At 33.4% G+C, this 15,572-nt stretch carries 13 protein-coding genes; 8 read left to right on the top strand and 5 right to left on the bottom strand.

The window, feature by feature from the left end; translation table 11 throughout:
- Positions 1–15 precede the first annotated feature (15 nt).
- Both GQR97_RS08000 and GQR97_RS08005 read left to right on the top strand, forming a co-directional pair.
- Positions 16–942 (top strand): dihydrofolate reductase, encoded by a 927-nt coding sequence (locus tag GQR97_RS08000; RefSeq protein WP_158847232.1) that lies wholly within the window; start codon positions 16–18, stop codon positions 940–942.
- A 45-nt stretch (positions 943–987) separates the two neighbouring features.
- Positions 988–2,544, top strand: a complete 1,557-nt coding sequence (locus GQR97_RS08005; RefSeq protein ID WP_158847234.1) for an NAD(P)/FAD-dependent oxidoreductase — start codon at positions 988–990, stop codon at positions 2,542–2,544.
- Between the two features lie 238 nt (positions 2,545–2,782).
- Here the strand turns inward: GQR97_RS08005 and GQR97_RS08010 are convergent, their stop codons facing one another.
- Complete coding sequence (locus GQR97_RS08010) at positions 2,783–2,950, bottom strand: hypothetical protein (RefSeq protein WP_158847236.1); 168 nt, start codon at positions 2,948–2,950, stop codon at positions 2,783–2,785.
- A gap of 51 nt (positions 2,951–3,001) precedes the next feature.
- Here GQR97_RS08010 and fabD point away from each other — a divergent pair, with 51 nt between their 5' ends.
- Together fabD and lspA are read left to right on the top strand one after the other, a co-directional pair.
- Positions 3,002–3,895 (top strand): ACP S-malonyltransferase, encoded by an 894-nt coding sequence (fabD, locus tag GQR97_RS08015; RefSeq protein WP_158847238.1) that lies wholly within the window; start codon positions 3,002–3,004, stop codon positions 3,893–3,895.
- Positions 3,896–4,408: a signal peptidase II gene (gene lspA / locus GQR97_RS08020; RefSeq protein ID WP_158847240.1), complete on the top strand. Its 513-nt coding sequence runs from the start codon at positions 3,896–3,898 to the stop codon at positions 4,406–4,408. It begins immediately after the preceding gene.
- Between the two features lie 84 nt (positions 4,409–4,492).
- Here the strand turns inward: lspA and GQR97_RS08025 are convergent, their stop codons facing one another.
- Positions 4,493–6,718, bottom strand: coding sequence for a M1 family metallopeptidase (locus GQR97_RS08025; RefSeq protein ID WP_158847242.1), 2,226 nt, complete (start codon positions 6,716–6,718; stop codon positions 4,493–4,495).
- Between the two features lie 302 nt (positions 6,719–7,020).
- Here GQR97_RS08025 and GQR97_RS08030 point away from each other — a divergent pair, with 302 nt between their 5' ends.
- The 3 genes from GQR97_RS08030 (at position 7,021) to GQR97_RS08040 (ending at position 11,161) form a co-directional block, all read left to right on the top strand.
- Positions 7,021–7,554, top strand: a complete 534-nt coding sequence (locus GQR97_RS08030; RefSeq protein WP_158847244.1) for an inorganic diphosphatase — start codon at positions 7,021–7,023, stop codon at positions 7,552–7,554.
- Positions 7,555–7,682: 128 nt separating this feature from the next.
- Positions 7,683–10,091, top strand: coding sequence for a sodium-translocating pyrophosphatase (locus GQR97_RS08035; protein ID WP_158847246.1), 2,409 nt, complete (start codon positions 7,683–7,685; stop codon positions 10,089–10,091).
- A 71-nt stretch (positions 10,092–10,162) separates the two neighbouring features.
- On the top strand, positions 10,163–11,161 hold the full coding sequence (locus GQR97_RS08040) for an App1 family protein (RefSeq protein WP_158847248.1): 999 nt from the start codon (positions 10,163–10,165) through the stop codon (positions 11,159–11,161).
- Positions 11,162–11,173: 12 nt separating this feature from the next.
- Here the strand turns inward: GQR97_RS08040 and GQR97_RS08045 are convergent, their stop codons facing one another.
- The 3 genes from GQR97_RS08045 to GQR97_RS08055 form a co-directional block, all read right to left on the bottom strand.
- Positions 11,174–12,955, bottom strand: coding sequence for a leucine-rich repeat domain-containing protein (locus tag GQR97_RS08045; protein WP_158847251.1), 1,782 nt, complete (start codon positions 12,953–12,955; stop codon positions 11,174–11,176).
- Positions 12,956–13,174: 219 nt separating this feature from the next.
- On the bottom strand, positions 13,175–13,789 hold the full coding sequence (locus GQR97_RS08050) for a deoxynucleoside kinase (RefSeq protein ID WP_158847254.1): 615 nt from the start codon (positions 13,787–13,789) through the stop codon (positions 13,175–13,177).
- A 4-nt stretch (positions 13,790–13,793) separates the two neighbouring features.
- Positions 13,794–14,573, bottom strand: coding sequence for a hypothetical protein (locus tag GQR97_RS08055; protein WP_158847256.1), 780 nt, complete (start codon positions 14,571–14,573; stop codon positions 13,794–13,796).
- Positions 14,574–14,708: 135 nt separating this feature from the next.
- Here GQR97_RS08055 and GQR97_RS08060 point away from each other — a divergent pair, with 135 nt between their 5' ends.
- Entirely contained in the window at positions 14,709–15,572 is an 864-nt protein-coding gene (locus GQR97_RS08060; RefSeq protein ID WP_158847258.1) for a GLPGLI family protein, read from the top strand.

Raw genomic sequence — 15,572 nt, forward strand, 5'->3', positions numbered from 1 at the left:
TATTATTTTTATATTATGTTCGGAAAAAAAAGACCCACTCCACAAATAGATAAAGACCAATTAGAGCTTATAGAAAATGCTCAAAAACGCATTAAGCAAAAGAAAGGATTATATATTCATTTTGTTATATTTTTGCTTGGCGCAGTTTTTTTAATAATCGCTAATACCGTTTTAGGTATTGGTAAAGACATTACTTTTTTTGGAAAAGAATGGTTTTTGTATGCTATTTTGGCTTGGTCATTTTTCTTTTTATACCATTTATTAAATGTGTTTATTACGCATCAATTTATGGGTAAAGCATGGGAGAAACAACAATTAGAAAAACTAGTAGCCAAACAACAAGCTCGTATTGAAACTCTAAAGACCACTTTAGCTAAAGAAGAAAAGCATATTGTTAAAAGTGAAGTCTTTAAGAGTGAGCAAAATGCAATAGAACCGTTAAGTTCTAATAAACAGGAACTCACTATTATTGTCGCTGCAGCGGAAAACGATGCGATAGGGAAAGGTAATAAGCTAATATGGCATTTAAGCGACGATTTAAAACGATTTAAAAGCTTAACGAACAATCACCATATTATTATGGGGCGTAAAACGTTTGAAAGCTTCCCAAAGCCTTTGCCAAACCGTACACATGTTGTAATTACGCGCCAAAGTGATTATAAAGCACCTGAGGGCGTTATTCTAGTAAATAGCTTAGAAGAAGCTGTTATAGCTTGTAAAAGCGATTTACAACCTTACATTATAGGTGGTGGTGAAATTTATAGACAAGCACTGGCTATAGCAGATAAAATTGAGATTACAAGAGTGCATGAAAGTTTTGAGGCCGATACGTACTTCCCGAAAATTGATATGTCGATTTGGAAAGAAACGGCACATAAGTTTCATAGTAAAGATGGAAAGCATGATTACGAATTTACTTTTCAGACTTACGAAAGAAAATAATCAGTATATTTTCTCATTTAATTTCTATACAGAATTTCAATATTTATGGTAAAAGAACTTCAACTTCGTATTTCATTAAAAGAAGAAGAACGCAGTGATATTCTCGTTTTAAAGTCTGCTTTAAAATTAGATATTGATCGTGAAGATATTACGGGCGTAAAAGTTTTACGAAAATCTATAGATGCTAGAAAACCTAAAATAATTCTCAACTATAAAGTAGCTGTTTATATTCGCGAAGCTTTACCGGAAAAATCCGATTATATTTTCGATTACAAAGATGTTTCAAAAGCTAAGCCCATTCATATTATTGGTTTCGGACCTGCAGGCATGTATGCGGCGTTGCGTTGTATAGAACTAGGTTTTAAACCTATTGTTTTAGAACGTGGAAAAAATGTTAAAGATCGTCGTCGTGATTTAAAAGCTATAAACCAAGATCATTTTGTAAACGAAGATTCTAACTATTGTTTTGGAGAAGGTGGAGCAGGAACTTATAGTGATGGAAAACTTTACACACGAAGTTTAAAACGTGGTGATGTACGCCGTATTTTTGAAAATTTAGTTTTTCATGGAGCAACCGATCAAATTTTAGTTGATGCACATCCACATATAGGAACAAATAAACTTCCAAAAGTGGTACAGAATATTCGTGAAACCATTTTAAATTATGGTGGAGAAGTGCATTTTGAAACACGAGTTACCGATTTCATTATAAAAGATAATAGCATCAAAGCTATTCAACTTCTTAATAAAGAAGAAATCCCAGTAGATCAAGTTATCTTAGCAACTGGTCATTCTGCAAGAGACATCTTTTATTTACTTCATAAAAAAGAAATAGCCTTAGAAGCAAAATCATTTGCAATGGGTGTTCGTGTTGAGCACCCGCAACATATTATCGATTCTATTCAATACCATTGTTCTGGAGATCGTCACGAGCTTTTGCCTGCCGCATCTTACGGGTTAGTACAACAAGTTAACGAACGTGGTGTTTATTCATTTTGTATGTGTCCAGGCGGATTTATTGTTCCGGCAGCGACTGCAAATGGTGAAGTTGTAGTAAATGGTATGTCGCCGTCGAAGCGGAATAATTTATTTGCCAATTCGGGTATTGTGGTTGAAATTGATGTGAACAAAGATTTACCTAAATACGAGCAATTCGGCCCATTAAAAGGTTTAGAATATCAAAAGAATTTAGAGCGATTAGCTTTTACCGCAGGCGGAAGAAGTCAAGTAGCTCCAGCCCAGAGATTAACCGATTTTGTAAAAGGTAATCTATCGTCAAGTTTAAATCCAACTTCATACCAACCGGGATTAAATTCAGCGCCATTACATTCGCTTTTACCAAAATTTATAGGAAGCAGATTAAGAAAAGGGTTTGAAGCTTTCGGACAAAAAATGAAAGGGTATTACACCGAGGAGGCTAATGTTGTTGGTGTGGAATCTAGAACATCGTCTCCAGTTTCTATTCCTCGAAAAGAAAATTTGGCGCACCCTCAAATTTCTAATTTATTTCCTTGTGGTGAAGGTGGTGGTTATGCAGGCGGTATTGTTTCGGCTGCTATGGATGGTGAGCGTTGTGCAGAAGCGGCAACGGAAAACTTATAGTCTCCAGGATCTTTATACTTCATTTTTATGACTGAAAAAGAAAAAATGATTGCGGGAAATCTATTCAATACCGAAGATGAAACGCTTATTTAAGAACGTTTCGAAACCCGAATTCATTTAGATAAAATAAACACACTTAGTGTTACAGAGAAAATAGAATATGAAGCTGTTTTTAAAGTGTTGATGCCTAATGCAGGAGAAAAACTTTATATAAAAACGCTTTTTATTGCGATTATGGTTACAACATAAAAACAGGTAATAACATTTGGATTGGTTGAAATATTACTATTTGTCTAGGTGTCGTTATTGGATATAATTTAGTGTTTGGTGTAGGTTCGGTGGTTACTAGAATTTTTTTAGATGATGTTTTTATTGCAGGAAATCCGGCTAAAATGATTAAATCCATAGATAATAGTTAATAATTGTTATTTTTGCAGCACTAAAAATAGATCAACTTATGAACGCATATATTTTTCCAGGCCAAGGCGCACAATTTTCAGGAATGGGTTTAGACCTTTATGAAAACTCTCCTTTAGCACAAAGTTTATTCGAAAAAGCTAACGATATATTAGGTTTTCACATTACCGACATTATGTTTGAAGGTTCTGCGGAAGACTTAAAACAAACCAAAGTTACACAACCAGCTATATTTTTACACTCGGTAATTTTAGCGAAAACTTTAGGCGAAAGTTTTAAACCAGATATGGTAGCAGGACATTCTTTAGGTGAATTTTCAGCATTAGTTGCCAATGGAGCATTAACTTTTGAAGACGGTTTAAAACTGGTTTCTCAACGTGCTATTGCGATGCAAAAAGCTTGCGAGTTAAAGCCAAGTACTATGGCTGCAGTTTTAGGTTTAGAAGATGCTGTAGTAGAAAAAATATGTAAAACCATAGAAGGTGTTGTTGTTCCTGCAAATTATAACTGTCCAGGTCAATTAGTGATTTCGGGAGAAATTGAAGCTATAAATAAAGCTTGTGAGGCTTTGAAAGAAGCTGGAGCACGTCGTGCTTTAGTATTACCTGTTGGTGGTGCATTCCACTCACCAATGATGGAGCCTGCTCGAGAAGAATTAGCGGCAGCTATTGAAAACACAAAATTTAGTAAACCAAATTGTCCAATTTATCAAAACGTAACGGCAAGTGCGGTTACCGATGAATCGGAAATAAAAGCGAATCTAATTTTGCAACTTACTGCGCCTGTACGTTGGACGCAATCTGTACAACAAATGATAAACGATGGTGCTACTTTATTTACTGAAGTAGGTCCCGGTAAAGTTTTACAAGGTTTAGTTAAAAAAATTAATAGAGCTTCGGAAACGGCTTCTGCAACGTTAGATACAAATAAGTAAATGAAAATTACAAAACGCTCGATTTACATTATTTTAGTTATTGTTTTAACTATTGCTGTTGATCAAATTTCTAAAATATTAGTTCGAAATAATATTGTTGGACGCACAGATCTTCATCCTGGAGAACGTATTTCGCTAATTGGGGATGCTTTTATTTTAATGAATGTTGAAAACACAGGTGCTTTTTTAGGTATGGGAAGCGATCTAAACCCAACACTTAGAATTATTTTATTATTAATTCTGCCTATTATTGTTTTAGCTTTTGTTTTGCGTCATATTTTAAAAGATACAAGCTTAGATAATTTATCTCTTTTTGCTTTTGCTAGTATTATTGGTGGTGGTATTGCTAATGTTTACGACCGTGTAGTTTATGGTTCTGTAACCGATTTTTTCTTTATTGATTTAGGAGGTGTTTTTAGAACAGGTATTTTTAATATGGCCGATTTATCGGTAACAACCGGAATGATTATTTTGGTGATTATGAGTTTTAAGAAGAAGAAAAAAGAAGCTTAAAAATAGTGATATCTTAATCAAATAAAAAAACCAACTAAAATATTTAGTTGGTTTTTTTATTTATAATTTTAAAAAAGCTTAGTTCTATTTTTTGGATTTAAACCTATCAAACTCCGATTTTGAATCTGTTTTAGGAAAGCTATTGTTATTCATATCGGTATCTGCAAGCTCAAAATTAGGATCCAAATTCACCTTAACAACTTCTTTACTTTTTATAAAGGTTTTCTTGATTTCATATTCGTTTCTTCTCCATATTTGAGCCGGAATTCTATCAATTTCCGAAGAACCATCAGAATAAATCCATTCAACAATAACGGGCATTACTAAACCTCCAATGTTTTTAACTGTAATTTCATAAATGTTTTTTCCAGAAAGCTGTTTGCGCATTTCAGATTCATCTAAACGTGAAGTAAATTGTCCGTAATCTTTATCGGGAGTCGAAATCATATTAATAATTTCTGGCCCATTCGAGAAATCTTTAGCTGTTGTTTCTCCATGAGGACCACTCATTTCTATCTTGGCATTCAAGGTTGTGTTTTTGCCTTCTAAATTGGAGTTTTCCTCATGTACTTTAAACCATTTTATATTGCTTAATTCTAAATCAACATAATCTGTTGTAAAAAACCAACCTTTGTAAAACCAGTCTAAATCGGTTGCTGTAGCATCTTCTAAGGTTCTAAATAAATCTGCTGGATTTGGGTGTTTGTATTTCCATCGGTTGGCATATTCTCTAAAAGCTTCATCAAATAAGTCTTTACCTATAATTGAATTACGCAGCATTTGTAAGCCAACGGTTGGTTTAATATAAAAATTAGCTCCAAATTGATTGAATAATTCATTATCCGATGTTGTCATTATTGGGCGTAAAATGTTTTTGTCGCCAGTCATAAACGGGACAATTTTTTTAGGTGTAACGTGGCTGTAATTTGGGTAACGTTCTTTTAATGTGCGTTGGTGTAAAAAAGTATTTAATCCTTCGTCCATCCACATCCATTTACGTTCGTCGGAACTTACAATCATTGGGAACCAGTTGTGTCCTACTTCATGGATGATGGTGCCAATCATACCTGCTTTAGCTTTTTCGCTTATTTTGCCATTTTTTGGGCGGCCACCATTAAAACTAATCATTGGGAATTCCATGCCAATATTAGACGTGTTAACGGAAATAGCAACGGGGTAAGGGTAGTCGAAAGTTGCGTTTGAATATACTTCAAGTGCATTTTTAATGGCTCTTGTAGATTCTTCCTGCCAAACGGGTAAACCTTCTTTTGGATAAAACGACATAGCTATTACTGTATTAGTTGGTAATTTTACAGCTTGAGCATCCCACATAAATTTTCTAGATGATGCAAATGCAAAATCCCGAACATTTTTTGCGTTAAATTTCCATGTTTTTTTATTGGTGGATTTATTCTTTTTGTTGAGGTCAGCTTCTTCTTTAGTAATTATCATTATCGGTTTTTCGAAACTGGTTTTAGCGTCCTTCAAGCGTTTAAGCTGTGTTTTTGTAAGTACGGATTCACTATTTTCTAATGTGCCAGTTGCAGCAATTATATGATCTGCAGGAACGGTAATCTCAACATCGTAATCTCCAAATTCTAAGGCAAACTCGCCAAGCTTTTGAAATTGTTGGTTTTGCCAACCTTCAGTATCGCTGTATACGGCCATTCTAGGAAACCAATGAGCAATTAAATACGCACTGTTGTCATCTTCAGGGAAATACTCATAACCTTCTCTAGATAGTGTGTACATGCTTCTATCTGTTATTGGGTAAGACCATGCGATAGAAAAACTAATTTGTTCACCAGATTTTAGAGGTTCATTCAATTTAACCTTCATCATGGTGTTATTTATCATGATTTTTAGGTTTTGGTTATTAGCGTCTTTTATCTGCTTTATAGAGTAACCCGCAGGAAAGTCAATAGTTCGGGTAAGAAATTGCATTTTTCTAGTAGTAATAAAATCTTTAATCTCATTATTGATACTACCAAAATCTTCATTCTCTTTTTTGTTTACATTTTGTTCTAACTGAAGCCATAAATAGGTTAACTCATCTGGAGAATTATTAAAATATGTTATAGTTTCTTCTCCTGTAAGGGTGTTAGTTTTTTCATCTATTGTTGCTTTTATTTTATAGTTAGCGCGCTGTTGCCAATAATCTTTACCGGGAGCACCACTTGCTGTGCGGTAAGTATTTGGTGCAGCAATTAAATTATCAATAGGTTCAAATTTACCTTGCCAAGGTTTAGTTTGTGCATTTAAACTAAAGTTAAGTAGAAAAGTGAAAATTATAATAGGGAGTAATCGCATATCGTGATGGTTATATATTGATATTTTAAAAAATACAAGATACTAATTATAGATAAGCTTTATAATTAATGTAAGACTTTTGTAAAAACAGATCTTTTTTTGGTAAGAAAAAAACATGAAATTATAGAAGAATTATCTTTTAAATCATGAATTAGGATAAGGTGAAATTTGGATTAAGCTTACTGTTTTGTATTAAAACTAGTTATTTTATCTTGTTTACTGCTTTCGTGTTCAGTACATTTGTATTCTGATATAGAAATAAAATCCTTTCTTAAAAGGATAAATATAAAATAAGATTTAATATGAGTAAAAAGCAAGCACAACCCTTAACTTTTGATGTTTTAATTGAAATACCAAAAGGAAGTAGAAATAAATACGAATACGATTTTACATTACACAAAATCCGTTTTGACCGTATGTTATTTTCTTCAATGATGTATCCTGGTGATTATGGGTTTATTCCCGAAACATTAGCGTTAGATAAAGATCCTTTAGATGTATTAGTTTTAGGTCATCAACCTACATTCCCAATGGTTGTAATGGAAGTTCGCCCAATTGGTGTTTTTTATATGACTGATGAAAAAGGTCCGGATGAAAAAATTATTTGCGTACCAGTATCAGATCCTATTTGGAGTAATAAAATGGATATTGCTGATTTAAACCCACACAGATTAAAAGAAATAGAACATTTCTTTCAAGTATATAAAGATTTAGAGAAGAAAAAAGTTGATACAGGCGGTTGGGGAAATGCAGAGGAAGCTGTGAAAATTTATCATGAATGTGTAGATCGTTATGATAAAAGCGAGCACAAGAAAAAACGTACTTTTACTATCTAATTAGTAGATTCTTAAAATATCGTATAATAAATGAGTCATCTTTAACTAAAGGTGGCTTTTTTTATTAATTATATTTCCTTATTTTTAGCTTTGGAAAAAATTAACTAACCCAAAACCATCTAACTAATATGGAATTAATAATAAAATTTTTACCTCTTTTCGGAATTGGAGCATTATTGTTCGTCTTTATAAAAAGTGCTTGGGTTACTAAGCAAGATCAAGGCGATGAAAAAATGATTAGAATAGCCAAGAATATTGCCGATGGAGCGATGTCTTTTCTTAAAGCAGAATACAAAATCTTATCAATTTTTGTGGTAGCTGTAGCTATCTTATTATATTTTAAAGGAGATGCCGAAATGGGCTCTCATGGTATGGTAGCCGTATCTTTTATTGTTGGCGCTATTTGTTCAGCATTAGCTGGATTTATTGGTATGAAGGTAGCCACGAAAGCTAATGTTAGAACTACAAACGCTGCGCGTACTTCTTTAGGGAAAGCCTTAGAAGTTGCTTTTGCAGGTGGTGCCGTTATGGGGCTTGGTGTTGTAGGTTTAGGTATTTTAGGATTAAGCGGATTATTTATGCTTTATCAAAACATGTGGTCTGGTCCAGAGAATTTATCTTTAGTACTTAATGTGCTTTCTGGTTTTTCTCTTGGAGCATCATCTATTGCCTTATTTGCCCGTGTTGGTGGAGGTATTTATACCAAAGCTGCCGATGTTGGAGCCGATTTGGTTGGTAAGGTTGAAGCAGGAATTCCTGAAGACCATCCTTTAAACCCTGCAACTATTGCTGATAATGTTGGTGATAATGTTGGAGATGTCGCTGGTATGGGAGCCGATTTATTCGAGTCTTACGTTGGTTCTATTATAGGTACCATGGTTTTAGGAGCTTTTATTTTAACTCCAGATTTCAATGGTTTAGGAGCTGTGTATCTTCCTTTAGTTCTGGGAGCTGTTGGAATTGTAATGTCTATACTAGGCACATTTTTTGTAAAAGTAAAAGATGGAGGGAATCCACAAACAGCATTAAATATAGGTGAGTTTGGCTCAGCCGGATTAATGGTTGTGGCTTCTTATTTTATTATTAAAGCATTAATTCCAGAATCTGTTGAAGGATTACCTTTTGGTGCTATGGGTGTGTTTTGGGCAACTATAGCAGGCTTGGTTGCAGGTTTAGGTGTTGGTAAAATAACAGAATATTATACGGCTACAGGTAAAAAACCCGTTATGTCTATTGTCGAGCAGTCGGAAACAGGCGCTGCTACAAATATTATAGCAGGCTTAGGTGTAGGTATGATGTCTACAATGATTCCTATTTTATTAATTGCTGCAGCAATTATGGTGTCTCATTATTTTGCTGGATTATATGGTATTGCTATTGCAGCCGTTGGTATGCTAGCTAATACAGGGATTCAGTTAGCAGTTGATGCGTATGGACCAATTTGTGACAATGCTGGTGGAATTGCAGAAATGGCAGAATTGCCAAAAGAAGTACGTGAGCGTACGGATAAATTAGATGCTGTTGGTAATACAACTGCAGCAGTTGGTAAAGGATTTGCTATTGCTTCGGCAGCGTTAACGGCATTAGCCTTATTTGCTGCTTTTATGAAAACAGCTGGCGTAACCGCAATTGATGTATCTCAACCACAGATTATGGCTGGTTTATTAGTAGGAGGTATGTTACCATTTGTTTTTTCTGCATTATCAATGAATGCGGTAGGGCGTGCTGCTATGGCAATGATAGAAGAAGTACGAAGACAATTTAGAGATATACCTCAATTAAAAGCAGCTTTGGCTGTAATGCGTAAATACGATTCGGATATGTCTAAAGCGACTAAAGAAGATCGTGCTATTTTTGATGCGGCCGATGGTTATGCTGAATACGATAAATGTGTTGATATTTCTACAAAAGCATCTATTAGAGAAATGGTATTGCCAGGGTTATTGGCGATTGCTGTACCTGTTGCGGTTGGTTTTATTGGTGGTGCCGAAATGTTAGGTGGGCTTTTAGCTGGAGTAACAACTTGTGGTGTTCTTATGGCTATCTTTCAGTCTAATGCTGGTGGTGCTTGGGATAATGCTAAGAAAACTATTGAAGAACAAGGTAGAAAAGGAACCGATGCTCATAAAGCAGCCGTTGTAGGAGATACGGTTGGAGATCCATTTAAAGATACGTCTGGTCCTTCATTAAATATTCTATTGAAATTAATGTCGGTTGTGGCTTTGGTTATCGCTCCAAGTATTGCAATATCTTCCAATGATGTTGCTGCTTATGTTAATAAAACGGATGGTATAGAGCAAGTTGAAGTTAAAAAAGAAGTAAATGTTCAAATACATAAAAATGACGATGGCACTGTAAAAGCCATTGTGAAAACGGTAATGACAAAAAATGGAGAAGGTTCTACAACCTATGAGAATTTTGAAGGTACAGAAGCTGAGGTAAAGAAAAATCTTGCGGCTTTAAATGAAGATGGTAAAGATGTAATTATCGAAATACAAAATGATATGAATAAAGTTGAAGAAGATGTTTTAAATTAGATTAGACTTCTTTTTTTAGTAATTTTTAAAAACCACGTGTAAGCGTGGTTTTTTGTATTTTTGTAATCTGTATGTTCAAAAAAGATCCCGTTCAAATTATAGCATTTAAAACTTATGGCACTGGCAGCCGTGTGTATTTACGTGGTCGAGCTATAGAAGATGAAAGTATTGATTTGGAGCAAAAAAGTGTTTTAAAACTACTCATTAATGCATGGAAACGTTTTGAAACAGATGAAATAAAACATGCTGAACTAGTTGTTAAACTTGGCGTTGATAGCTTATTTTACACTAAAACAGACGAAAGAGGTTATTTTCTATTAGATGAAACGGTTGATGATATTTGTAAGTATCAAGATGATGAAGGTTGGGTTCGATTTGAATTTTCTTTTAAAAATAAACTTGTAAAACGAGAAATTCAGTTTGAGAATAAGTTTTCTGCACATATGCTTATTCCTTCTGGTAGTACGCGGTTTGGTGTTATAAGCGATATTGATGATACTATTTTGCATACCGGTATTGTTTCTATGTTTAAATGGCGAGTGCTTTTTAACACGTTTTTAAAGTCGGCAGGAAAACGATTGCCTTTAGAAGGTGCTGCAGAATTTTATAAGTTATTACATAAAGGAAAGGCGGGACATGAAGCTAATCCTATTTTTTACGTAAGCCATAGTCCTTGGAATCTTTATAGATATTTGGATTATTTTTTAAAGCAAAATAAATTTCCTGCTGGTCCTATAATTTTAAGGAAATTTCCGAGTGTTTTTAAACGAAAATCTAAAGATGAAAAGCCAGAAAAACAAAGGGAAATCATAAATTTATTAAAGTCCTATCCCGATTTAAAATTTATTTTAATTGGTGATTGCGGTGAACACGATCCTGATATCTATATTGAAATTACTCAGGTTTTTCCCGATAGAATTTCAGCCATTTATTTACGCAGTGTAAAGCATAAAAAGAAAATGCTTCGTGTTTCTGGATTGTTCAAGGATTACAAAACTACACCTGTTTTATTGGTTGAAACTAGCGAACAAGCTATTGAGCATGCTCGAAAAAGCGGGTTTGTATTGTAAATTATGTTATAGTTATTCTGTTTTTTCAATTTTCAATTTTTTAATAGTGAAATTTTTGTTTAATTTTTTGTCTTTTAAAAACATAATTTTAAAATCTTCTATGGCAGCTATAAACTCTTGTTTTGTTAAACTACCATCATAAGGAGAGAAATAGAAAAAGAAATTTTTATTTTCTAAATCTATTTTTGGCATAAGCAGCTTTTTTAAGCTCGATTCGAGTGTTTTGTTCTTAAGTTCTTCGGTTGTAATTACAATGCCATATGTATCGTGTAGTGAGTCTTTATCTTTGCTATAAAGCCTATATTTACGTTTCTTCTCTGCTCTTTTTTTCGCATCGAGTTCCTGTTGAGTAAGTTTATAATCTACAACTAGTTTATATTTTTTTGGAGCTTTCTCGGGAATTATCGAATCGAATAATTTTCCTTGGTAAAAGCGAACTCTATTGTTATTTAGCAAGATATCATAACCTTTGCTTTTATTTTGAAGAAAATCGTTTAATTCATTTGCTCTCCATTGCAGGTTTTGGTAAGACATCGCATACTCGTTCACGTAATAATCAATATTTGGGCGTATAGTAGCTTTTAAATTATTAGTATCGTTAGTGAAAACATAAAGATATTCTGTTTCTTTTAATATTTTGTTTTCATTTTCTTGATAAAGATTGTATACCTTACTGTAATCGTTATTTGCTTTTTCTATTGCTTTTGCAATGGGATCTTGCTTTTTAAAAATAATGGACAAAAGGAAGGGTGCAGCGAGTACTAGAATAAGAATAGAATAGATTTTAAACTGAAACCAGTTGTAGCTATTGGAGTCTATAGTTTCTGTTTTTACATCGTTGTTTTCGGCTTGCTTTATGTGCTGTGGTTGGTTTATCTTTGTGTCTAAAGAGTCTTCTTTTTTAGTTTCGATCGGCTCAAAATCAGACTCGTCTATATCAGGAATTAGTTTTTTTATTCGCGCAATAGTTTCGTCGTTAAATTGATTTCCCTCTACCCAAAAATCTAAGGTGCTTAAAATTAAATTACTAAACGAAACTGGTAATTCTTTTAATTGGTTGTAGCTTACATCTAGAGTTGTTAGTTTTTTTAGATTACCAATGTTTTTTGGTAATGCTTGAAGCTTATTTTCTCCGATATGAATGGCTTCGAGGTTTCGCAGGTTTGCAACAGATTCTGGGAGATTTTTTATTTTATTTACTGATAAATTAAAAATCTTTAACGATCGTAAATTACCAAAACTTTCGGGTAGCTTTTCAAAACAATTGCCTTCTGCCCATAACCATTTAAGTTGCCTTAAGTTTTCTATAGAATCGGGTAGAGTTGTTAGGTTATTTCCATCGAGTGATAGGGTTTCTAGGCTACTTATTTTTGTTACCGATTGTGGTAGATGTTCTAAGTTAAGATCGTATATACCTAAATCTTTTAGCTTGTATAAACGCCATAACCATTCTGGAAATTCAGTTAGTGGGTTAGAGCCTATGTCGAACTTTTCGAGTTGAGTTAAAGCGCTATAGCTTTCCGGAATTTTTGTTATTTTATTTTCAGGTAAAGTTAAAACGCGTAATGCTCTAAATTGTAATAATAATTCAGGAGCTACAATAATTTTATTATTCCGAAGAAGTAATACTTCTAAATATTTTAAACGTGTTAAGAATTCTGGTATTTCGGTAATATGGTTATTTCTTAAATCTAGCTCTTTTAGATTGGGGTATTTAAGAATGTCTTCTGTAATGGATGTAATCGACTTATCTGATAAATTTAATTTGTAAGTTTCTTTTCGTTTTTTTATCATTTTAAAGTCAATTGTGTATAGTATTCTAATTTATAAAAATAATAGATACACCAGTTTTATCACTTACTAAATTAAGCAAGTAATTAATAATTGTAGCTTTTAATAAGAAATTTAGCAGAAGAATGCGCTAGGGATTGAACGGCATGTTTAAGCTCCCCGACCAAAGGAGGGAGCGAGTAGTGAAAGCCCGACCCTTGTGGTGGCGCCCAAAACAGGTTTTTAAAACAGCCCGTTTATTTCAGCATCAATAGTATTTATAACAGTTCCTAAATCTTCAGGATTGTCAACAAAATCTAAGTGATCTACATCTATAATTAAAAGTTTGCCTTTATCATAACCATGTATCCAAGCTTCGTAACGCTCGTTTAATCGGCTTAAATAATCGATACTTATAGAGTTTTCGTAATCGCGACCACGTTTTTGTATTTGCGATACTAAATTAGGGATAGTGCTACGTAGGTAAATTAGAATATCTGGACCCTGTACAAGAGATTCCATGAGCTCGAAAAGTGATTTGTAATTCTCGAAATCACGATTTGTCATAAGTCCCATAGCATGTAAGTTGGGTGCAAAAATATGTGCATCCTCATAAATGGTACGGTCTTGTATAATTGCTTTTCCGCTTTCGCGAATTTGTAAAACTTGACGAAAACGACTATTTAAAAAATACACTTGCAGGTTAAAACTCCAGCGTTCCATTTGGTTGTAAAAGTCGTCTAGGTAAGGGTTATCTACCACATCTTCTAACTGTGCTTCCCAATTATAATGTTTAGCTAGTAGTTTTGTTAGAGTGGTTTTTCCAGCACCTATATTTCCGGCAATAGCAATATGCATAGTGTTAATTTATTTTTAAATGGAATTCTTGTAAAGTTTTCTGGCTGTAAATATACAAGGTTTCATTGATTACAAAAAACTGATTTATTATTAAATTTGGCAGACTAATAGGTATAGGCTGTTCGTCGTTTTTATTGAGATAAAAAAGGGTGTTATCTTTTTTTAGCACCAAGTTTTCGTTGTTTACGGCTATAGTTGTGTAGCCGTCGTTATCTATTTTCTTTATTAGACTTCCAAAATAGTTGTATGTATATAGGTGGTTTTTAGTGAGTAACCAGCAGTAATTATAGTTGCTTTTTAAGTCCAAAACATCACTTTGTATGGGTTGTGTTTGCGCTCGAGAGCTGTTTAGTTTGTAATCGAATAGTTCTAATTTTTGGTTGTTTTGGTTAAAAACCCAAACGGTGTTATCATTTCCTGTGGAAATATATGATACGTTTTTATAGTTTTTGATGGTGTTGAAATCTGTTCTAAAAATCTCGGCTAGTCGGTTGTCTAGAATTATTATTGTATTAAAATCTTTATAAAACAGGTTGATTTTTAATGGGTTAAATGTATTCGCGCTAACCAAATAACCCAATTGTAAGTTGTTGTAATTTAGAATTATATCGTTCTGTTTTTTGTAAAAAACATTGTTATTGATATAAAAAGCGGTGCCGAAATTATTAACCGAAACAAGGGTTTCTGCATGTAATGGTGTTTTTTTTATTAAAGTAGTTTCAATAGCTTCTTGAGAGAACATTGAAAGTGTAAATAGGAAAAGGATAATTGTGCCGTGCTTCATTGGATTGGAAAAATACAAAAATTGAATCAATTTTTTTAAGAATATTTTAACGTTTCGTAATTAAACTTAGTATAACGAAAGGAGTCTAATTTAAAATTAAAGATTAATTTTAATAACTAATAAAATATCTATAGAATGAAATTTAATACTTTAAAACCTATAATAACAGCGGTATTGCTTTTGGTTACCGTAATCTCTTTTGCTCAAAAAGATTTTCAAGGTAAAGCTTACTACGAATCTAAGACTACCGTAGATATGAGTAATTTTGGTGGTGGAAATTTAAGTGAGGAGCGTAAAAAAGAAATTGCAGGCAGAATGAAAAGTATGTTAGAAAAAACATTTATTCTAACTTTTAATCAATCGGAATCTTTATATAAAGAAGAAGAAGCTTTAGAAGCTCCAGGGCAAGGAGGACGAGGTTTTAGATTTGGAGCAATGATCTCTACAGGTGGCAATCAATATAAAAACGTACGAAATAAAGAGCTTTTACAAGAACAAGAGTTTTTTGGTAAGCAATTTTTAATAAAAGATAGTTTACGAGAATTAAAATGGGAATTAGGTTCGGAAACTAAAACCATTGGACAATACACCTGTTTTAAGGCAACAGTAGTAAAACCATTAGAAGGATTCGATTTTAGTGATTTAGGAAAACGACCACCAGAAGGTAAGGCTGATGAAGACACTGAGAACAAAAAGGATGATAAGCCAAGAGAAATAGAGGTAACTGCTTGGTATACGCCACAAATACCAGTAAATCAAGGTCCAGATACATATTGGGGATTACCAGGATTAATTTTAGAAATTAGTGCTGATAAAACAACTATTTTATGTTCTAAAATTGTTTTAAACCCTTCGGAAAAAGATGAAATGAAAGTACCTTCTAAAGGAAAAGAAGTTACACAAAGTGAATATGATGCTATTGTAAAGAAAAAAATGGCGGAAATGAGAGCTTCAAGAGGTCAAGGTAACCGCGGAGGTGGTGGAGGCGGAAGACGCTAG

This window comes from Algibacter sp. L1A34 (assembly GCF_009796805.1).
Taxonomy (GTDB): domain Bacteria; phylum Bacteroidota; class Bacteroidia; order Flavobacteriales; family Flavobacteriaceae; genus Algibacter.